Here is a 19,851-nt window from a genome sequence, read left to right on the forward strand (position 1 = left end):
CGTCGCGATCGCCGCCGACGTCTCGGAAGCCGCCGCCGTCACCGGCCTGGTCGCGCGCGCCAAATCCGAGCTCGGCCCGATCGACATCCTCGTCAACAATGCCGGGATTGCGATCGTCAGGGGTGTCGACGACCTCACCGAAGAGGATTTCGACCGCACCATTACGGTCAACCTCAAATCGGCATTTCTCTGCACGCAGGCGGTGCTGCCGATGATGCGCACCCGGAAATGGGGCCGCATCGTCAACATCTCTTCCGGTGCGGCGCGCGGCGCCGGCTCGATCGGACCGCACTACAACGCATCGAAGGCGGCGATGGAGGGGATGACCCGCGGCTATGCCGCACGCCTCGTCAAGGAAGGCATCACCGTCAATGCCGTTGCGCCTTCCCTGATCGAGACCGACATGATGAAGGGCCAGGGCAGCCTGGTCAGCCGGATCCCGGTCGGCCGCTTCGGCACTGCCGAGGAAGTCGCGCAGGCCGTGATGCTGCTGGTCAACAATCCCTACATGACCGGACAAACCATCGCGATGAGCGGTGGTATGGCGTTCAACTAGAGCGTTTTCGAGCGAAGTGGAAACCGGTTCGCGTGAAGAAAACGCGTCAAAGCAAGAAGCTAGAGCTTCAGTTCTGATTCAATCAGAACTGAAGCTCTAGGGTTCCCGAGCAGCGCAGACAGCATCGAACGGTTCACCAACCCTGTCATCAAACCATGGCAGGAACTGTGCTTGGCTGTAGCCGTTATCCGCTTGGCGAAACCGGATTTGGAGCTTGTCGTGATCGATCCGAAAACGCTTCTCGAACGCGCGGCGCAGCTGGCCGATCAGGCCAAGGGCGAGGAAGAACCCGGCATCCGCGAACGGCTGCTGCGCATGGCCGAACACTATCGCGATCTCGCCGCACACGAGGCCTGGGCGCACGAAAATCCGCCATCGGTCGGCGCACTGACCAACGCGCTCGGCAACCGCACGCATTGAGTTGCAGCATTGAGCTGATCGTCGATCAGCTCACGCGAATGCGATAGCTGAGCGACCGACGCGCACCCGGTGCGATATGCATCAGGCCGGGCTTGTCGGCGAACTCGCCGTCGAACTCCGCAGGGCTGGCAAAGCCGTGCCACGGCTCGATACACAGGAACGGCGCGCCGCCAGGCTTCGACCAGACGCCAAGCTCGCGAAAGCCACGCCAGGATATCTCGATCGCCGCGCCTTGCGTGGCTGCTGCCGGGCCTAGTGTCGCCGTGAAGAGGATCGATGTACTTGCGACCTGATCGAAGACCATCGCGTCGTCATCGAACAGCTCCTCCGTCAGCGCAAGCGTTCTGCCCGTGACCGGATTGGGTTCAGGATGCCGCCGCATCAATCCACCCTCCAGCCGCCGGATCGGCGCGGGTTCGGTCTTGCCGAAGGTCAGCGTGTAAGCCTCCTTCGGCAACCCGGGCACCAGCGGCCAGTTGAAGGCGGGATGACCGCCGAGCGAGGCCGGCAGCATCTCGTCGCCGGTGTTGATGACCTCGAAGGCGACGTCGAGAGCTGCGCCATCAACAGTGTAGGTGACCTCGAGCCTGAACGCGAAGGGATAACGTGCGCGGGTTTCCGCATCGTCGGTGAGCGCGAGCTTGCAGGATCGCGCCCCCTGCTCCAACCAGGCAAAGCGGCGGTCGCGCGCGAAGCCGTGCTGCGTCATCGGATAGGCCTTGCCCTTGTGGCGCAGCGTGTCGTTCTTCAACCGGCCGACGATCGGGAACAGGATCGGCGCATGGCGTGGCCATTGCGATCCGGCCTGCCATAGCAGTTCCGTCCCTTCCGCATTCCTCAGCGACGACAGTTCGGCGCCCTCGGCCCGGATGGCCGCGGCGATTCCATCGCCGCGCAACGTGTGACTGTCGCTCATGCCTCGCCTCGCCGGGTTACGCTGTGCCCTGACACGAGATGTTCGATGCCGGCGAGGCCGTCAACCCCAAAGCGATGGGGCCGCCCACGCATGGCGGCCCCAAGTCCTGAGCTAGGTCCTGAGCCTAGCCGGTGATCTTGGAGAAATCCGGCTGGCGTCGTTCGGCAAAGGCGGCGAAGGCCTCGCGCGCTTCGGCGCTCATCAGCCGCTCCTGGAAGATCTTGCCCTCGCGCGCCATTTGCGCGCTGATCCCTGCGGGATCGCGCATCAGCGCCTTGGTGTGCTGGAGCGAGCCGAACGGCCGCTTCGCCAGCGCATCCGCGGCGGCGCGTGCCTTGGCGCGGAGGTCAGCCAACGGCACCACGGCATTGGCGAGGCCGATGGAGACCGCAGTCTCCGCTTCGACCGGCTCACCGAGCGCGAACATCGCATAGGCCCGCGCATAGCCGATGCGCTGCGGCAGCAGATAGGTCGACGCCGCCTCCGGAACCAGCGCGAGATTGACGAACGGCGTGATCAACCGCGCGGTCGGCGCGAGGTAGACGAGGTCGCAATGCAGCAGCATGGTGGTGCCGATGCCGACCGCATTGCCCTGCACGGCGGCAACCAGCGGCCGCGTCGCCTTGGCAAGGGCGGCCAGGAAGCGCGACACGTGACGCTCGCCCTGCACGCCGCGCGACACCGCGGCGAAATCGGCGAGATCGTTGCCTGCGGTGAAGCTGTCGCCGTCGCCTTGCAGCAGCACGGCGCGGATCGCGGAATCGCTTTCCGCGCGTTCAAGCGCGTTGGCCATCGCGCCATACATCGCGTTGGTGATCGCATTCTTCTTGTCCGGACGCGCCATCGTCACGGTGAGAACGCCACCGTCCAGCGCTACGACCACTTCACTCATGTCTCACTCCTGTTGCTTGCTTCTGTTCGATGCGTTTTCTTCACGCGAACCGGTATCCAATTCGCTTGAAAACGCTCTAGCCGTCTTTGTCCTTAGGAAACTTCTCTTGCAGGCTCGAGAGCCAGCGCGACACCACGTCGATCTCAGCTTCCGAAAAGCCGTCCATCAGGCGGTTGTTGATCACCCTGGTCCGCGTCGCGGCGCGCTTGCCGAGCTCCTGCCCCGCCACAGTCAGATGGAGCCGCTGGCTGCGCCCGTCCTCACCGTCACGCCGGCGCTTTACGAGGCCCGCACGTTCCATCCGGTCGGCGAGCCCGGTCATCGCCGACGGCACGATGTCGAGCGCCTGCGAGACGTCGCCGATCAGCGCACCGTCATTGCGCCCGAGAAAGAACAGCACGCCGGCCTGAGCCGACGTCAGATCGTGCGCGGCCGTCTCCTGGTCGATGGCGCGCTGCAGCCGTCGATAGGCCACGGTCAGAAGAAAGATCAGCCGGTGTTCCGCTCTCATGCTCCTGTTATATATTTCGTATGCGAAATATCAAGATATTTCGTGCGCGAAATATCTTGGTTTGTCTTTTTGCGGCGCCTCAATGCGCCGGCATCCAAGCCCCGTAAAATACGAGGAATGAACCCTCTCAACCGCGTTGATTGCGGCATTTTGAACGCGTCGCCGGATCGCTGCACTGCGTTCCAGCAGAAAACCCTTGATCGACAACGATCAAACGGGAAATCTTGCACCCGGGAGCCAAGTGCTCTCGCTTTCGGCTCGGGCGGGGTCACGAGAGTGTCATGACGTCAGCGGCAAGTTCGGACAGGGAGCGCGTTGTCCGCCCGAAGCGGCCGCGCCATCTCAGCGAGGCCATGCGTTGTGAGACCGCGTTTCGCCTGATCCTGTCCGAGTGTCTCGAGGAAGTTGCGACCAACCACGAAGCCCTGAGCTCCGGCGATCCGGCCGCGCTGCACCAGACCCGCATTGCACTGACACGGCTGAAGGCCGCGATCGCATTCTACGGCCCGATGGTCGCAGACAGCGAATGGACGCGACTGAAATCCGAACTGAAATGGCTGAGCGCCCATCTCGGCGCAACGCGCGACCTCGACGTCGCGATCGAGAACAGCAAGGGGCTGCCGGAAGAGCGCATGCTCCAGGCCGCGCGAAGCGACGCGTTCGACGCGCTCAAGGACGCCTTGCAAAGCGATCGTTACTGGCAATGGTTCGACGGCATGTGGGACTGGGTCGGCAGCGGCCCCTGGACCACGCGGCAGAATCCTCGCGCCGCGCAGCGGCGGGCCGTGCCGGTCTCGGTGTTTCACGCGCGCCGGCTGGCGCGATGGCATGGCAAACTGTGCCAGAAGAGCCGGGGGCTGCAAGGCATGGGCAAGAACAAGCGCCATCGCGTCCGTCTCGCCAGCAAGCGGCTGCGCTACGCCATCGAATTCTCGGAGGGCGGCCTGCCCCCTGACGAATACGCCTCGTGGCGGAACGTCCTGAAGCAACTGCGCAAGGGACAGCAACTGCTCGGCGAATTGAACGATGACGAGGTCCGTCGCGCGCTGATCGAAAGTGCCGATGCACTCGCGCAGCGCGCCCACGAACGCAAGGCCAAGCACCAGCGCGTGCACGAGCGGAAGCGCAAGAGCCAGCTGCTGCGCCGCGCAGCGGCGGTCTATCGGAAGATCGCCGAATGAACACACATCAGCGCATCCCCATTGGGGGCGCTTGCGGCCTATGGAGCCGCTAAAGTTGATGTATTAAACATCACTTATTGCTCTTGTAGCATCACTACTTGATGTGCATAAATGACATTTACATAAACGCGATCTCACTGGACAGCCCCAATCGATGATCACCGCGGCCCAGCTACGAGCTGCCAGAGCCTTGCTTGGCATCGATCAACGGCAGCTCGCCGAACTGTCCGGACTTTCGGTGCCAACCATCCAACGCATGGAGGCGAGCGAGGGTACCATTCGAGGCAATGTCGACTCGCTGGTGAAACTGATCGACGCCCTCGGCACGGCCGGCGTCGAGGTCATCAACGAGGGGGCAGTCAGCAGCGGCGGCGGCCGCGGCGTACGATTGAAGGCCGGATCTGGCTCACCGAAGGTGCAGACATGATCCCGGCGGTCGCTCAGCAGATCTGGTGTGTCGCCGCGCTGCTGGGAACGACCGCTCTCGCGATCGCATCGAGCAGATCGCGCCGATCCACTGCCCTGGTCTACGGCGCGACCTTTGCCATTTCACTGGTCGCATTGGCCGGGGCCCTGTTCTCGCTCATCGCCCGCACCGGCGCGACCGAACTGACGCTGCCAATCGGCTTGCCGTGGCTGGGATCGCATTTCCGCCTCGACGCGCTTGCCGCTTTCTTCCTCGTGGTGGTCAATCTCGGCGCCGCCGCGGCAAGTCTTTATGGCCTCGGCTACGGCAGCCACGAATCCACGCCACAGCGCATCCTTCCCTTCTTTCCGGCATTCCTGGCCGGGATGAATCTCGTCGTGCTTGCCGACGACGCGTTCACCTACCTGCTGTGCTGGGAGTTCATGTCGCTCGCGTCGTGGGCGCTCGTCATGGCGCACCACCGTGAACCGGACAATGCCCGGGCGGGCTACGTCTATCTCGTGATGGCGAGCTTCGGCACGCTGGCTTTGTTGCTCGCCTTCGGCCTGCTGTCGGGCGCCGGTGGCGGCTACGGTTTTGCGGCCATCCGTAGCGCCCAGCACACACCGTCCGAAGCCGCGCTGGTGCTCGCGCTGATGCTGCTCGGTGCCGGATCGAAAGCCGGCCTGGTCCCGCTGCACGTCTGGCTGCCGCTGGCGCATCCCGCGGCACCGAGCCACGTCTCGGCGCTGATGAGCGGCGTGATGACGAAGGTCGCCATCTACGGCTTCATCCGGGTCGTGTTCGATCTGCTCGGGCCGCCAAGCTGGTCGGCGGGTGTCGTCGTGCTCATCCTGGGCGGTGCGACGGCCGTCATCGGAATTCTCTACGCGCTGATGGAGAACGATCTCAAGCGCCTGCTCGCCTACAGCACGATCGAGAACATCGGCGTCATCTTCACGAGCCTCGGCCTGGCGCTGGCATTTCAGGCGAACGGCTTCGGTCTGGCAGCGGCTCTCGCCTTCACGGCCGCATTGTTCCACGTGCTCAACCATTCGTTCTTCAAGAGCCTGCTGTTCTTCGGAGCCGGCGCCGTGCTGACGTCGACCGGCGAACGCGACATGGAGAAGCTGGGCGGCCTGATCCACCGCATGCCGCTCACGAGCTTCGTCTTTCTGGTCGGCTGCGTCGCGATCTCCGCGCTCCCGCCGTTCAACGGGTTCGTGTCCGAGTGGCTGATATTTCAAGCCGTCCTGCAGAGCCCCGACCTGCCGCAATGGGTGCTGAAGATCATGGTGCCCGCGGTCGGCGCCTTGCTGGCGCTGGCCGCGGCGCTCGCCGCCGCATGCTTCGTCAAGGCCTTCGGAATCACGTTCCTCGGGCGCGCGCGGAGCCCGGCCGCGGAAGCCGCCGGCGAGGTCGATCGCTATTCGCTCGCCGCGATGTTCAGCCTCGCCGCGCTCTGCTTTCTCGCCGGCATTCTGCCGGGCCTCGTGATCGACGCGCTTTCGCCGGTCGCGCAGGCCATGATCGGCCACCGGATGCCGGTTCAGGCGAACGACCCCTGGCTCTCGATCGTGCCGATCGAGGAGAGCCGCAGTTCCTACAACGGATTGCTCGTCTTTGCTTTCATCACCGCCGCGGCGTCGCTCGCGGTGTATTTCATCCATCGCTTTGCGTCGCGCGCGATCCGGCGCGGACCGGCCTGGGGCTGCGGCTTCGCCGATCCGACACCGGCGGCGCAGTATTCCGGTGCGAGCTTCGTCCAGCCGATCCGCCGCGTCTTCGGCACGCTGGTCTTCCAGGCCCGCGAGCATGTCGATATGCCCGCACCCGGTGACCTGCGGCCGGCCCGTTTCAAGGTCGATATGCACGATCTGGTCTGGGAGCGGCTGTACACGCCCCTGACCGAAGCAGTGTGGTTTTTGGCCGATCGGCTGAACCAGCTCCAGTTCCTGACCATCCGCCGCTATCTCAGCCTGGTGTTCGCAACCCTCGTCACGCTGCTGCTGGTGCTCGCGATATGGTCGTGATCTCGGACATATTCGTTCAGCTTGGTCAGATGGCGCTTGTGCTACTGCTCGCGCCGCTCCTGACTGGCGTCGTGCGCAAGATCAAGGCCCGCCTGCTGCGCCGAAGGGGACCGTCGATCTTCCAACCCTACCGCGACCTGCTACGGCTGCTGCGCAAGGAGGTCGTCCTCGCCGAAAACGCGTCCTGGCTGTTCCGCGTCACGCCCTATGTGACGTTCGCGGCGATCTGGGTAGCCGCAGCGCTGGTCCCGACATTTGCGTCCGGCCTGGAATTCAGCTGGAGTGCCGACCTGATCGCGATCGTCGCCTTGCTCGGCAGCGCGCGCTTCTTCCTCGCGCTTGCCGGCATGGATGTCGGCACCAGCTTCGGCGGCATCGGCTCCAGCCGCGAGGTGATGATCGCCGCTCTCGCTGAGCCGGCCATGTTGTTGATGGTGTTCTGCGTCGCGCTCATTGCCGGCTCGACCCAGCTGTCGACGGTCGCGACCTTCATGGCGTCATCCGAAGTGGGACTGCGCGTTTCGCTCGGCATGGCGATGATCGCGCTGATCATGGTAGCGCTCGCCGAGAATGCCCGCATTCCGGTCGACAACCCGGCGACGCATCTGGAGCTGACCATGGTGCACGAGGCGATGATCCTCGAATATTCCGGGCGTCACCTCGCCATGATCGAGTTCGGCGCCTTCCTCAAGCTGCTGCTCTATATCTCCCTGATCATCTGCGTGTTCTTCCCGTGGCAGATCACCACCGAGGGCGCGGGTCCGCTGTCCTATCTGGTGAGCGTTGCCGCCTACATCTTCAAGCTTGCGGTCGCGAGCCTCCTCCTTGCCGTGTTCGAGACCGCGACGGCCAAGATGCGGGTGTTCCGCGTCCCCGAATTCCTCGGCGCGGCGCTGATGCTCGGCCTGCTCGGCACGCTGCTTCGGTTCGTGTCACGGGGCTTCTGATGCACAATCTCGCCTTCGACATCGCTCATCTGCTCGCTGGCGGGCTCGTGCTGATCAGCTTCATGATGCTGTATCAGGACCGCCTGTATGCGCTGCTGAACATCTTCGCACTTCACGCCGCGGTGCTCGCGGCTTCCGTCGCCTGGCAGGCCTTCATCCAGAATGCGCCGCATCTCTACGTGACGGCAGCCATCGCACTGGTCTTCAAGGCGATCGTCATCCCGGTGGCGTTGCATCGGATCATCAAGCAGCTCGGCATTCATCGCGATATCGAAACGGCGGTGAGCATCGGTCCGACCATGCTTGCGGGCATGGGGCTCGTCGCCCTTTCCATGGTGCTGATGCTGCGCGTTACCGGTGCGGCCGATCCTCTGGCAAGGGAAGACCTCGCCTTCGCGCTGTCGGTGGTGCTGCTGGGATTGCTCGTCATGGTGACGCGGCGCAACGCCGTCAGCCAGGTCGTAGGCTTCATGTCACTGGAAAACGGATTGGTGCTGGCCGCGACCGGCGCCAAGGGCATGCCGCTCGTCGTGGAGATCAGCGTGGCCTTCTCGATCCTGATCGCGTTCATCGTCATCGGCGTGTTCCTGTTCCGGATCCGGGAGCGGTTCGACACCGTCGACGTCGGCGCGCTCGATGAATTCAGGGGAGAGCGGCGATGACTGCGGCGTCCGATGCCGTTGCCTGGGTCCTGTTGATCCCGATCTGCGCGGCGGCGACGCTTGCGGCACTGCCCGGCTACCGGCTGACCGCCGGGATCAATATCCTGGCCAGTCTCGGCACCTTGCTGGCCGCGCTTTCGCTCTTCGTCATCGAACGCCCACAGCCCGGCCAGTACCTGCTGATCGACGATCTCAACATCGTCTTCATCGTGCTCAACACCTTCGTGGGATTCACCACGAGCGTGTTCAGCGCGAGCTATATCGCTCACGAACTCGAGACCGGACGGCTGACGCCGGGCTATCTGCGATTCTACCATGCGATGTATCAGGTCATGATGTTCGGCATGAACCTCGCGTTCGTGTCGAACAATATCGGCCTGATGTGGGTCGCCGTCGAGATCGCCACGCTCACCACCGTCCTGATGGTCGGCATCTACCGGACCCATGCGGCGCTGGAAGCGGCCTGGAAGTACTTCATCCTCGGCAGCGTCGGCATCGCGCTCGCGCTGTTCGGCACGATCCTGGTGTACATGGCCGCGCTGCCGGTCATCGGCGAGGGTCAGGACGCCATGGTGTGGACGGTGCTGATCAGCCGAGCGGCGACATTCGACCCGGCATTGCTCAATGTCGCCTTCATCTTCCTGCTACTCGGATACGGCACCAAGGTGGGCCTGGCGCCGCTGCACGCCTGGCTCCCGGACGCGCATGCCGAGGGCCCGACCCCGATCTCCGCCGTGCTGTCCGGCCTGCTGCTCAACGTGGCGCTCTATGCGGTGCTTCGCTTCAAGATCCTGCTCGCCGTCAATCCGGATGCGATATCGCCGGGCCCGCTGATGGTGACGATGGGACTGACCTCGCTCCTGTTCGCGGCGTTCATGCTGTATCGCCGCCGCGACATCAAGCGGCTGTTTGCCTATTCCTCGATCGAGCACATGGGCATCATCGTGTTTGCGTTCGGGATGGGCGGTCCACTCGCCAACTTTGCCGGCCTGCTGCACATGGTGATGCACAGCCTCACCAAGTCGGGAATCTTCTACGCGGTCGGCCACATCGCACAGGTGAAAGGCACGCAGCGGATTGCCAACATTCGCGGCCTGACCGAAACCCACCCGGCACTTGGCTGGAGCCTTGTGATCGGCGTAGTCGCGATCGCCGGTCTGCCGCCGCTCGGCATCTTCATGAGCGAATTCCTCATCGTCAGCTCCACCTTCGCGCGCCAGCCGCTGCTCGCCATCCCGCTGGTGTTCGGCCTGCTGCTCGCTTTCGGTGCGCTGATCCTGCGCCTGACCAGCCTTGCATTCGGCGAGCCGCGCGGCAACGCCGCGCCGGCGGATGCATCCTATTTGCCGATGTTCGCGCATTTCGCGTTGGTGCTGACCGCGGGCATCTACCTTCCGGGGCCGCTGGTCGTCTGGTTCCAGCACGTCGCCAACCTTCTGGGTTAGCGAGGGAGAGCGGGATATGGCGACATTGATCGATCTGATCCGGGCAGGCCACAAGGTCGAGCGGCATCGTCCATGGCCGCGCGCAGTGGTGGACGCGAAAGTCTGGCGCTCCGCCGCCGGCGCCCTCGCCGATGGCGGCTTGAGCCTGCTCGGGCTGTGGGGCGAACCGTCCTGCGTGCACATGGCGGTTCTCGACAACCGCACGTCCGCCATCGGCGTGCTCAGCCTGGATTGTCCCGATCACCAATTCCCTTCGGTCGCAGCCCATCATGCTCCGGCGCTTCGATTGGAGCGCACCATCCACGACCTGTTCGGGCTTGTGCCTACGGGGACACCGGATCCCCGTCCATGGCTCGATCATGGTCGATGGCAAAGGCGCTTCCCGCTCGGCGAGCGTCTCGATGCATCAACGGATGCAGCGCCTTATCGTTTCCTTCCGGCCGAGGGAGGCGGCCTGCACCAGATTGCGGTCGGCCCGGTCCATGCAGGCATCATCGAGCCCGGACATTTCCGCTTTACCGCGAGCGGCGAGACCGTCGTCCGCCTGGAGCAGCGGCTCGGTTACACCCATAAGGGCGTCGAGGGATTGATGGCGGGGAGCACCGTCGAGCAGGCCGTGCGGCTTGCCGGCCGGATCTCCGGCGACAGCACGGTCGCCTATGCACTGGCATTTGCGCAGGCGGTCGAGGCCGCGCAGCGGATTGCCGTGCCGCCACGCGCGCTGTTGCTGCGCGCGCTGATGGCCGAGCTTGAGCGACTGGCCAACCATCTCGGCGACATCGGTGCGATCTGCAACGATGCTTCGTTTGCGCTGATGCAGGCGCATTGCGCCGTGTTGCGCGAGTCCGTGCTGCGCGCTGCCGACGCTGCATTCGGCCACCGCCTGATGCGCGACCTTGTCGTTCCCGGCGGCCTCGCGCGCGACATCGCCGGCGATGGATCCAGCGCAATCCGCGCCGCGCTCGACCAGATCCGGCGGCATTTCCCGGCGCTGATCGAACTCTACGACAACACCGCCTCATTGCAGGATCGCACGGTCACCACCGGCGTGGTTACCCCGGCGCTCGCCCGGCAATTCGCCGCCGGCGGCTATGTCGGGCGTGCAAGCGGCCGCAACCATGACGCCCGACGCATGCCCGGTTATCTTCCCTATGATGGCCTGCGTTTCGAAGTTCCCGTGCTCAGCGATGGCGACGTCAACGCGCGGGTCTGGATCAGGATCCGCGAAGTCGAGCAGAGCCTCGGGCTGGCGGACCAGATCCTCGCTGGCCTCGAAGCCGGCCCGGTCAGGGTGTCGCTGCAAGCCGCGACGGAATCTTGCGAAGGCATCGCGCTCGTCGAAGGTTTCCGCGGCGATATCCTGGCCTGGCTGCGCCTGAGCGGCGATCGGATCGAACGATGTCATCTGCGTGATCCGTCATGGTTTCAGTGGCCCCTGCTCGAGGCAGCCATCGAAGCCAACATCGTGGCCGATTTCCCACTCTGCAACAAATCGTTCAACTGCTCCTATTCAGGGCAGGACCTCTAAGGAACGGGGCGATGCGCAAACTTCTATTCCAGAGCCTGTTTCGCCAACCATTGACCGAGCAAGCACCGCGGCCGGACGATGCCGCGCTTGCAGAGCTCGCGGCCATGGTCGGCCACACCGCAAGACGGCGCCTCGGCCGCAGCCTCTCGATCCGCGAAGTCGATGCGGGCTCGTGCAACGGATGCGAGCTGGAAATTCACGCACTGAGCAATGCGTATTACGACGTCGAACGGTTCGGCATCCGGTTCGTCGCCTCGCCCCGTCACGCCGACGTCCTGCTCGTCACCGGTCCCGTCACCAAGAACATGCGCGAGGCGCTGGAGCGCACCTATCGTGCGACCCCCGATCCCAAATGGGTCGTCGCCGCGGGCGATTGCGCCAAAGACGGCGGATGCTTCGCCGGCAGCTACGCGGTGGTTGGCGGGGTTTCCGCGGTCGTTCCGGTCGATCTCCACATTCCGGGTTGCCCGCCTTCTCCGATGGCCATTCTGCGTGGCCTGGTCGCCTTGCTCGAGACGGTGGACACCGGCGTCGCGGCAAGGTGAGAGCACGAAGAGAGACGAGGTGGCTGCGCCCGCAATGTCGCGGCAATGATCGCTAACCGCTGTCGCGCAGCACCAGCTCGAAGCCGAGATCGATGCGGCGCTCGCCGCCGCGCTCCAGGGTCAGCGTCGCCGCGGTGCGGCCGATCGCGTCGCCATGCACGCTGATGGTGCTGAGCGTCGGCGAGATCAGCTGGCCCATTTCGAGATCGCCGAGCCCGATCACGGCGACCGGTTGCGCCGATGCCGGTCCGTCACGCAGCACCCCGGCCTTGCGCAGCCCCGACATGAAGCCGATCGCATGGGCATCGTTGGCGGCGAACACCGCGTCGACACCAGGCAGGCGTGCATGCGCCGCCACGCTGCCTGAATCCTTGCGGTCCAGGATCAGCCGGCGCGGCTCGGCGAGGCCGCTTGCCAAGGCCTCGTCCCTGAAGCCGAACCAGCGGCGCGTCCCGCGCGGATCGTCGCCGCCGATGAAGGCGAGTTGCTTGCGTCCCTGCGCAACCAGATGCTTCGCGACCGCGACACCGGCCTTGTAATTGTCGAAGCCCGCGACCGCGTCGATCGGATTTGCCGGCAGATCCCAGGTCTCGACGATCGGGATGCGCGCATTGCGCAGCAGGCGGCTGCCGTCTTCGGTCGCCGGCGAGCCGACCATGATGATCGCCTCGGGCCGCCGCGACAGCAGCGCCGCCAGCATGCGATCCTCGCGCGCCGCATCGTAGCGCGACTGCGCCAGGATCACGGAGAAGCCGAGCGGCTCGAGCTTGTCGGACAGGCCCTGCACGGTATCGGCGAAGATCGAGTTGGCGATGGTCGGCACCAGCACGCCAACCGAATTTGTCCGCGCGCTCGCCAGCGCGCCCGCCACCAGGTTCGGGATGTAGCCGAGGTCGCGCATCGCCTGCTCGACCCGCGCCCGGGTCTCCGGGGCGACCAGGTCGGGCATCCGCACCACCCGGCTCACCGTGATCGAGGAGACGCCGGCGCGCTTGGCCACCTCCGAGAGGGTGGGCGCGGCACCGGTCGGGCCGGTCCCGGGTTCGGTCAGTTCGGAGCTCATGGGCCGGAGCCTGCACGATTCCGGGTTGCCAAGCCACGATGTTAGCGCTAGCATCGTCTAATGTTAGCGCTAACATTCAAGAAAAAGGGAGGAACGGAATGATTTCGGACGAACAGGCCCAGGCCTACAAGCGCGACGGAGTGATCGTGGTGCCCGAGGTGCTCACCCAGGAGACCCTCGGCAAGGTGCGCACGGTGCTCGCGGAGCTGGTGGCCGGCGCCGCCAGCGTGAGCGAGCACACCGACGTCTACGACCTCGAACCGGGCCACACGCCGGAGACCCCGCGCGTTCGCCGCATCAAGGCGCCGCACAAGGTACACCCGATCTTCGACGAGATCGTCCGCAGCCCCGCCGTGATCTCGATCCTGACCAGACTGATTGGTCCCGGGCTTCGCCTGCACGGCTCCAAGCTCAACATGAAGTCGGCGCAATACGGCTCGCCGGTCGAGTGGCATCAGGACTGGGCGTTCTATCCGCACACCAATGACGACATCCTCGCGATCGGCGTGCTGCTCGACGATTGCGATATCGAGAACGGCCCGATGCTGGTGACCCCGGGCACGCACACCGGCGCCACGATGTGGGATCATCATGGCGACGACGGCTGCTTCGCGGGCCTGATCGATCCTGACCAGATCCAGGACGACATCAAGCGTGCAGTGCCCTGCATGGGCAAGGCAGGCAGCATGTCATTCCACCACGTGCGCGCGCTGCACGGCTCGGCGACCAACACGTCGAACCGGCCGCGCAACCTGCTGCTGTATGAAGTCGCCGCCAGCGACGCCTGGCCGCTGATGGGCGTGAAGGACTTCGACGAATTCAACAGCCGCCTGCTGGCGGGTCAGCCGGTGGTCGCACCGCGGCTCACCGACGTGCCGGTGCGGATGCCGCTGCCGCCGGCCAAACGCCAGGGATCGATCTACGAGACCCAGTCGGCGTCGAAGAAATCCTACTTCACGCGCGCTGCCTGAGACCCAAGACAATGCCCGCGGCTCGCCGCGGGCATTGCTGCTTTCACGGGCACGATCCGAAACCACGCGATCGTGCTCGATCAAACGACCATAAAAATCAAAATTACGGGGAAACGAATGACCGAGATGGCAAGAGATGGCGCTCGTACATCGCGCCTGCGTGTGATCCTGGCCGCAAGCATCGGCTCCGCGCTCGAATGGTACGACTTCTTCCTCTACGGCACCGCAGCCGCGCTGGTGTTCGGCGAGCTGTTCTTTCCGAAGAGCGATCCCCTGGTCGGCACGCTGCTGTCGTTCCTGACCTTCGGCGTCGGCTTCGTGGTACGGCCGTTCGGCGGCCTCCTGTTCGGCATCCTCGGCGACCGCTATGGCCGCAAGCCGGTGCTGGTCGCAACCCTCCTGATGATCGGCATCGGCACCACCGCAATCGGCTTCCTGCCGACCTATTCGCAGATCGGCATCTGGGCGCCGATCCTTCTGGTCGCGATGCGCGTCATCCAGGGCCTCGGCGCCGGTGCCGAGTACGGCGGCGCGGTGATCTATCTGGTCGAGAACGCGCCGCCGAAACATCGGGGATTTTGGGGCGGCTTCGCGCCGCTCGGCGTCTCCGTCGGCAATCTGCTCGCCGCCGGCGCCTTCGCGCTGGTGACGATGCTGCCGCGCGAGGATCTGATGAGCTGGGGCTGGCGCCTGCCCTTCCTGGCAAGCTTCCTGCTGATCGTCGTCGGCATCTTCGTCCGCATGCGGATCACCGAGACGCCGGTCTATACCCAGGCGGTGGTGGCGCGCGGCAAGGTCGAGAGCAATCCGGCGATGGAGGCGTTGCGCCGGCACCCGCGCAATTTCTTCGTCGTGCTCGGTGCCCGCATGGCCGAAAACGGGCTCGGCTATTTCTTCCCGGTGTTTGGTCTCAGCTACGTGATCACCACGCTCGGCGTGCCGAAAGCGGAGGCGCTGAGCGCGCTGATGCTGGCATTCACGGTCGAGCTGTTTGCGATCCTCGGCTTTGCGGCCTTGTCGGACCGGATCGGACGGCGGCCGGTCTACATGTTCGGCGCACTCGCCGGCGTTGCGCTTTCCTTCCCGTTCTTCTGGATGGTCGGGACCAAGGAGTGGGTCATGATCGCGCTCGCCTTCATCCTGGCGCGTGCCGTGGTGACGGCGGCGATGTTCGGGCCGCAGGCGGCGTATTTCGCCGAACTGTTCCCGCCGCAACGCCGCTTCGCCGGCTTTGCCTTCGCACGCGAGCTCGGCTCGCTGCTGTCGGGCGGCCCGGCGCCGTTCGTCGCCACCGCGCTGGTGGCGGCCTACGGCACCTGGTGGCCGGTGGCCTGTTACGCGATGTTCCTGTCGGCCTGCACGGTGGTTGCGATCTGGATCGGGCCCGAGACCTATCAGGAGAACATCGACGCCGATGCGAGCGAACAGGCCGAGCTGCCCACGGCGATCCCGGCACGGGCCTGATCCGTGGCGCAGCAGCTGCGTGTCCTGCAGTCGCTCTGGGCGATGGAGCGGCGGCTGGCCGACGAGGCCGAATGGCCGCTGCAAACCCAGCTCGCGATGATCCGCGATGCCGGGTTTGACGGCGCCGGCGTGCGCTTCATCGACCCCGACTTCGCGCGCGAGGCGACGAGCTTCCTTCGCGCGCATGACATGATCTGGCAGGCGCAATGCTATCCGAAGAGCGTCGACGATCTGAAGCCGGTGCTCGAGCTGGTCGCGCAGCTCGGCGCCGATCATGTCAATTTGCAGCCGGATGTTCGGCCGCGCCGGCTTTCCGATTGCATTCCCCTGCTCGAAGGCTGGCGGCGGCTTGCCGCGGAGGCCGGCGTCGCCGTGCATGTCGAGACCCATCGCGACCGCATGACGACCGACCTGTTCTTCACGCTCGATTTGCTCGATTGCTTTCCCGACCTGCGGCTGACCGCGGATCTCTCCCATTATCTGGTCGGCCGCGAATTCGCCTGGCCGGTCGACGACATCAATCATGCAATGATCCATCGCATCCTCGACCACGCGTGGGGCATCCACGGCCGCATCGCGAGCCGCGAGCAGGTGCAGATCTCGCTCGGCTTTCCCCAGCACCAGGGCTGGGTCTCGCTATTCACAGGCTGGTGGGACTACGGCATCCGCTCCTGGCGCAGGCGCGCCGGGCCTGACGCGACCCTGACCTTCCTGTGCGAGCTCGGTCCCCCGCCCTATGCCATCACCGGCCCCGACGGCAGGGAATTGTCCGACCGTTGGCAGGACGCGCTGGTCATGAAGGACATGATCCGCGCGCTGTGGGATCGCATCGCAAGCGAGCCGCAAGGCGCGCCATAGCGTTGATTCAAGCGGGCCGCGGCGGCATTCTGACATGACATCCAGTTCAGAACGCCGCGAGGAGCCGTGCGCAGCCACTGCCGGACCGCACTTCAACGTCTCACGCGCATCGCCATCCCGGCGCTTGCCGTCTTCGTTTGCGCCAAGGCGATCGCGGCGGAGCTGACGCTCGACGTCGCGACCATGCCGCGCGTCGCGACGATCGACCCGCGCTTCCAGTCCTACAATATCGAGATGGTCGAGGTGACCGGTGGACGGTTCTGGAAGCCGTACGCCGCCAGCGATGCAAGGGCGGATGCAAAGGCGGAACGGCTTGCGGCCCGCGCTCCCATCGATCTGCACGATGCCAGGCTGCGCAAGCTCGCCGCAGCCCTCTCGCCCGCGTATCTGCGCGTCAGCGGCACCTGGGCCAACAGCACGTTCTTCGCGGATTCCGGGACGCCACCGGCTGCACCGCCGACCGGCTTCAAGGGCGTGCTGACACGACAGCAATGGCGCGACGTGATCGACTTCTCGCACACGGTCGGTGCTTCCATCGTCACGTCCTTTGCGATCAGCCCCGGCACGCGTGACGCTGCGGGGCGATGGACCTCCGAACAGGCCCGGCAGCTTCTCGCTTTCACGCGCAAGACAGACCGCCAGATCGCCGCAGCCGAGTTCATGAACGAGCCCGATCTGCCGGCCATCGGCGGTGCGCCTGAGCGCGACGATGCCGCGGCCTATGGCCGGGATTTTGCCACGTTCCGCGCCTTCATGAAAGCAACAGCACCTGACGTGACGATCCTAGGCCCGGGCACGGTCGGCACCGGCGCGGATGCACGAGTGCGGTTCGCCGTATCGGCAGCCGGCGTCGATGCGGTCTCCTACCATCATTACGGCGCGCTCTCGGCGCGATGCGGCGGCGATCGCACCGCGAAGCAGGCATTGTCGGACGAATGGCTGGCACGAACCGGCAAGACATTCGCCCTCTACAAGACGCTGCGCGACCGGCTTGCGTCAAATAAGCCGATCTGGCTGACCGAAACCGCCGAGACCGCCTGCGGCGGCAACCGCTGGGCCGCAACCTTCATCGATACGTTCCGCTATCTCGATCAGCTCGGCCGGCTGGCCAAGGCCGGCGTTCAGGTGGTGATGCACAACACGCTTGCGGCGAGCGACTATGGACTGCTCGGCGAGCGAACCCATCTGCCGCGGCCGAACTACTGGGCCGCACTGCTGTGGCGACGGCTGATGGGAACGACCGTGCTCGATGCCGGCGTCGTCGAGGAACCCGGCTTACACGTCTATGCGCATTGCGCGCGCGACATGCCGGATGGAGTAGCCTTGCTCGTCATCAACAATGATCGTCGGACACAACGCAGGCTGACGCTGTCGGCCGCCTCGCAACGCTACACATTGGCGAGCGCAACGCCCGCGGACGGCACCATTCAGCTCAACGGCAGCACACTCGCGCTCGGAGCCTCCGATCAGATTCCCGTCCTGAGGAGCGACGCAGCCGCAGCAGGGGCGATCGCGTTCGCACCGGCAACGATCACGTTCCTGACCGTTGCCGGCGCGGGCAACACCAATTGCCGGTAACGATGCGACGTCGCCTTATGCCGCGTCGCGGCTGGCGTCGGCGGATTCCGGCGAGCGCGCCACCAGATGGCTGAGCATGATCGCGGTCATCAGCCGCTCCATCTCGAGCCATGCGGTGACATGCGACATGGTCGGCCGGCCACCGAGCGCGAGCTGATTGACATCGTCGACCGCCGTCAATCCGCGCGGATAGAATTCGCGAAAGATCACGCGCTCGGCCAAACCGTCAACCAGGCGGAAATTCAACGTCTTCGACAACTCGCTGAGGGCCTCGCCGACCAGGCGCTTGTTGCGCGACCCGAGCGTGGAAAGACGGTTGCGCAAAACCACCCATTCGAATGCCGGCTGATCGTGCGCGCTGCGCTGGCGTCGCGCTTCCTCCACCATTTCCGAATAGTGGCTGATACCGGTCACCTTGAAATCGTTCGGATCGACGGTGCCGAGCACGTCGAAGTCGAGGAAGCTGTCGTTCAGCGGCGTAATCAGGGTGTTCGCCAGCGAATGCGTGAACGTCGTCAGGTAAGTTTCGTGACCGGGGCAATCGATCACGACGAAATCGTGTGATCGGCTCAGCCGTTCGATGATCTCGGCAAGCGCGCTGCGGCCGAGCGTCTCGACCTCGCCGCTCCTGCCGCTCACCGTCTCAAAGCACATATGCACGGGGATGCCGAGATCCAGCGAGGTTTCCCGCGCCCAGTTCCGCCGGTTGTCGACGTAGTGTGTGAGCGACTTCTGCTTGTTGTCGAGATCGATGGTGGCGACACGCTGACCCGCCTTGATCAGCGCGACGGCGACGTGCATGGCAATTGTCGACTTGCCGGAGCCGCCCTTGTTGTTTCCGACAACGATTACGCGCGCGTTTGTCATGGGGAATCCCTACCGGACGCTTGAGTCAAAGCAGGACGAAACAGAATTTAATGAATGGTTCGAATCTCCCTGATTCGACGAATCTCGACAAGAGTCGCCGCGACATTGTCGTGATCGAAATTCAGCCGGTTGCGACAAGATTGTCACAACCGCACTGAGGGCACGTACCGTGAACGCAATGCGCGTCTCAGGGACTAGGGTCCCGGGGACTAGCGGCCCTGAAACACGGCCGCGCGGCGCTCCACGAAGGACTTGATGCCCTCGGCCGCATCTGATGTGTTGAGCACGCGCTCGCGGATCTCCGGGATGATCGCAATTGCCGCCTGCTCGCCGGCTTCGATGAACTTGCGGCCCGCTTCTTTCGTCACCTGGATTCCGAGCGGCGCATTGCGCGCGATGATCTCTGCGAGGGCCATCGCGCGTTCGATCTGCTGCCCGGCCGACACGACCTCCTGCACGAGGCCGATCCGATGGGCCTCAGCCGCGGTAAACTCGTCGCACAGCAACAGGTGATACATCGCATCGCCCCAGCCGGCGCGGCTGATGTAGCGGAAATGCGCGCCCGCCAGCGGCGCAATGCCGCGCCTGGCTTCCATCTGGCAGAAGCGGCTGTCGTCCGCGGCAACGACGATATCACCCGCCAGCATCATCTCGATGCCGACGGTGAACACGATGCCCTGCACTGCCGTGACGATCGGCTTCCGGCATCGCTTCGACAACCCGAACGGATCGACGTTGCCCTCCGGCAGCGGCTTGCGCGATGCGGTCGGGCCGAAGAATTTCGGCATGTCGAGACCCGCGGTGAAACTCCCGCCGGCGGCGCAGAGCACGCCGACCCAGAGGCCGTCGTCATTGTCGAGCAAGGTCAGCGCGTCGGACAGCTCTTCCATCATCTCCGGGCTGAAGGCGTTCTTCTTGGCGGGATTGTCGATGGTGATCTTCAGGATGCGATCGTGCCGCTCGTGGCGGACCCGCCCCTCGCTCGCGCTGCCGGACATCTGTTCCTCC

General features: G+C 64.9%; 20 protein-coding genes. 14 read left to right on the top strand and 6 right to left on the bottom strand.

Features of this window, described 5'->3' with window-relative positions:
• Positions 1–556: SDR family NAD(P)-dependent oxidoreductase (locus H8A95_RS05345; protein ID WP_229182248.1), on the top strand; the 556-nt coding region annotated here is incomplete at its 5' end.
• A gap of 219 nt (positions 557–775) precedes the next feature.
• Positions 776–976, top strand: a complete 201-nt coding sequence (locus tag H8A95_RS05350) for a hypothetical protein (protein WP_163157710.1) — start codon at positions 776–778, stop codon at positions 974–976.
• Between the two features lie 25 nt (positions 977–1,001).
• Here H8A95_RS05350 and H8A95_RS05355 read toward each other — a convergent pair whose 3' ends face one another.
• From H8A95_RS05355 to H8A95_RS05365, 3 genes are all read right to left on the bottom strand, one after another.
• Complete coding sequence (locus H8A95_RS05355) at positions 1,002–1,892, bottom strand: aldose 1-epimerase family protein (protein ID WP_229182249.1); 891 nt, start codon at positions 1,890–1,892, stop codon at positions 1,002–1,004.
• 124 nt (positions 1,893–2,016) lie between these two features.
• Positions 2,017–2,784 carry an enoyl-CoA hydratase-related protein gene (locus H8A95_RS05360; protein WP_229182250.1) on the bottom strand — a complete coding sequence of 256 codons (768 nt, stop codon included), beginning with the start codon at positions 2,782–2,784 and terminating at the stop codon, positions 2,017–2,019.
• Between the two features lie 76 nt (positions 2,785–2,860).
• Positions 2,861–3,295 (bottom strand): MarR family winged helix-turn-helix transcriptional regulator, encoded by a 435-nt coding sequence (locus H8A95_RS05365; RefSeq protein WP_229182251.1) that lies wholly within the window; start codon positions 3,293–3,295, stop codon positions 2,861–2,863.
• 281 nt (positions 3,296–3,576) lie between these two features.
• Here H8A95_RS05365 and H8A95_RS05370 point away from each other — a divergent pair, with 281 nt between their 5' ends.
• The 8 genes from H8A95_RS05370 (at position 3,577) to H8A95_RS05405 (ending at position 12,042) form a co-directional block, all read left to right on the top strand.
• Entirely contained in the window at positions 3,577–4,476 is a 900-nt protein-coding gene (locus H8A95_RS05370; RefSeq protein WP_229182252.1) for a CHAD domain-containing protein, read from the top strand.
• A 154-nt stretch (positions 4,477–4,630) separates the two neighbouring features.
• Positions 4,631–4,903: a helix-turn-helix domain-containing protein gene (locus H8A95_RS05375; RefSeq protein ID WP_028339461.1), complete on the top strand. Its 273-nt coding sequence runs from the start codon at positions 4,631–4,633 to the stop codon at positions 4,901–4,903.
• Positions 4,900–6,915 carry a hydrogenase 4 subunit B gene (gene hyfB, locus H8A95_RS05380; protein WP_229182253.1) on the top strand — a complete coding sequence of 672 codons (2,016 nt, stop codon included), beginning with the start codon at positions 4,900–4,902 and terminating at the stop codon, positions 6,913–6,915. The genes H8A95_RS05375 and hyfB overlap by 4 nt, the downstream gene beginning before the upstream one ends.
• Positions 6,906–7,862 carry a respiratory chain complex I subunit 1 family protein gene (locus tag H8A95_RS05385; RefSeq protein WP_229182254.1) on the top strand — a complete coding sequence of 319 codons (957 nt, stop codon included), beginning with the start codon at positions 6,906–6,908 and terminating at the stop codon, positions 7,860–7,862. The genes hyfB and H8A95_RS05385 overlap by 10 nt, the downstream gene beginning before the upstream one ends.
• Positions 7,862–8,524, top strand: coding sequence for a hydrogenase-4 component E (locus tag H8A95_RS05390; protein WP_229182255.1), 663 nt, complete (start codon positions 7,862–7,864; stop codon positions 8,522–8,524). Before H8A95_RS05385 ends, H8A95_RS05390 begins: the two co-directional genes overlap by 1 nt.
• Positions 8,521–9,969 carry a hydrogenase 4 subunit F gene (locus H8A95_RS05395; protein ID WP_229182256.1) on the top strand — a complete coding sequence of 483 codons (1,449 nt, stop codon included), beginning with the start codon at positions 8,521–8,523 and terminating at the stop codon, positions 9,967–9,969. The genes H8A95_RS05390 and H8A95_RS05395 overlap by 4 nt, the downstream gene beginning before the upstream one ends.
• A gap of 16 nt (positions 9,970–9,985) precedes the next feature.
• Positions 9,986–11,497, top strand: a complete 1,512-nt coding sequence (locus H8A95_RS05400) for a hydrogenase large subunit (protein ID WP_229182257.1) — start codon at positions 9,986–9,988, stop codon at positions 11,495–11,497.
• Between the two features lie 11 nt (positions 11,498–11,508).
• Positions 11,509–12,042 carry an NADH-quinone oxidoreductase subunit B family protein gene (locus H8A95_RS05405; protein ID WP_229182258.1) on the top strand — a complete coding sequence of 178 codons (534 nt, stop codon included), beginning with the start codon at positions 11,509–11,511 and terminating at the stop codon, positions 12,040–12,042.
• A gap of 52 nt (positions 12,043–12,094) precedes the next feature.
• Here H8A95_RS05405 and H8A95_RS05410 read toward each other — a convergent pair whose 3' ends face one another.
• The gene (locus H8A95_RS05410; RefSeq protein ID WP_229182259.1) at positions 12,095–13,105 is read right to left on the bottom strand and encodes a LacI family DNA-binding transcriptional regulator; all 1,011 of its coding nucleotides are present in this window, start codon (positions 13,103–13,105) and stop codon (positions 12,095–12,097) included.
• A 98-nt stretch (positions 13,106–13,203) separates the two neighbouring features.
• On the opposite strand from H8A95_RS05410, the gene H8A95_RS05415 reads away from it, so the two are divergent.
• The 4 genes from H8A95_RS05415 to H8A95_RS05430 all read left to right on the top strand — a co-directional run bounded on the left by H8A95_RS05415 (position 13,204) and on the right by H8A95_RS05430 (position 17,976).
• Complete coding sequence (locus tag H8A95_RS05415; protein WP_229182260.1) at positions 13,204–14,076, top strand: phytanoyl-CoA dioxygenase family protein; 873 nt, start codon at positions 13,204–13,206, stop codon at positions 14,074–14,076.
• A 117-nt stretch (positions 14,077–14,193) separates the two neighbouring features.
• On the top strand, positions 14,194–15,540 hold the full coding sequence (locus tag H8A95_RS05420; RefSeq protein WP_229182261.1) for an MFS transporter: 1,347 nt from the start codon (positions 14,194–14,196) through the stop codon (positions 15,538–15,540).
• Between the two features lie 3 nt (positions 15,541–15,543).
• The gene (locus H8A95_RS05425; RefSeq protein WP_229182262.1) at positions 15,544–16,398 is read left to right on the top strand and encodes a sugar phosphate isomerase/epimerase family protein; all 855 of its coding nucleotides are present in this window, start codon (positions 15,544–15,546) and stop codon (positions 16,396–16,398) included.
• Positions 16,399–16,464: 66 nt separating this feature from the next.
• On the top strand, positions 16,465–17,976 hold the full coding sequence (locus H8A95_RS05430) for a glycosyl hydrolase family 79 N-terminal domain-containing protein (protein WP_229182263.1): 1,512 nt from the start codon (positions 16,465–16,467) through the stop codon (positions 17,974–17,976).
• 15 nt (positions 17,977–17,991) lie between these two features.
• On the opposite strand, the gene H8A95_RS05435 is transcribed toward H8A95_RS05430, so the two are convergent.
• Positions 17,992–18,843 (bottom strand): division plane positioning ATPase MipZ, encoded by an 852-nt coding sequence (locus H8A95_RS05435; protein ID WP_229182264.1) that lies wholly within the window; start codon positions 18,841–18,843, stop codon positions 17,992–17,994.
• A 209-nt stretch (positions 18,844–19,052) separates the two neighbouring features.
• Positions 19,053–19,841 (bottom strand): crotonase/enoyl-CoA hydratase family protein, encoded by a 789-nt coding sequence (locus H8A95_RS05440; protein ID WP_229182265.1) that lies wholly within the window; start codon positions 19,839–19,841, stop codon positions 19,053–19,055.
• Positions 19,842–19,851: the final 10 nt, after the last annotated feature.

The organism is Bradyrhizobium oropedii (assembly GCF_020889685.1).
In the GTDB taxonomy this organism is placed as follows: Bacteria; Pseudomonadota; Alphaproteobacteria; order Rhizobiales; family Xanthobacteraceae; genus Bradyrhizobium; species Bradyrhizobium oropedii.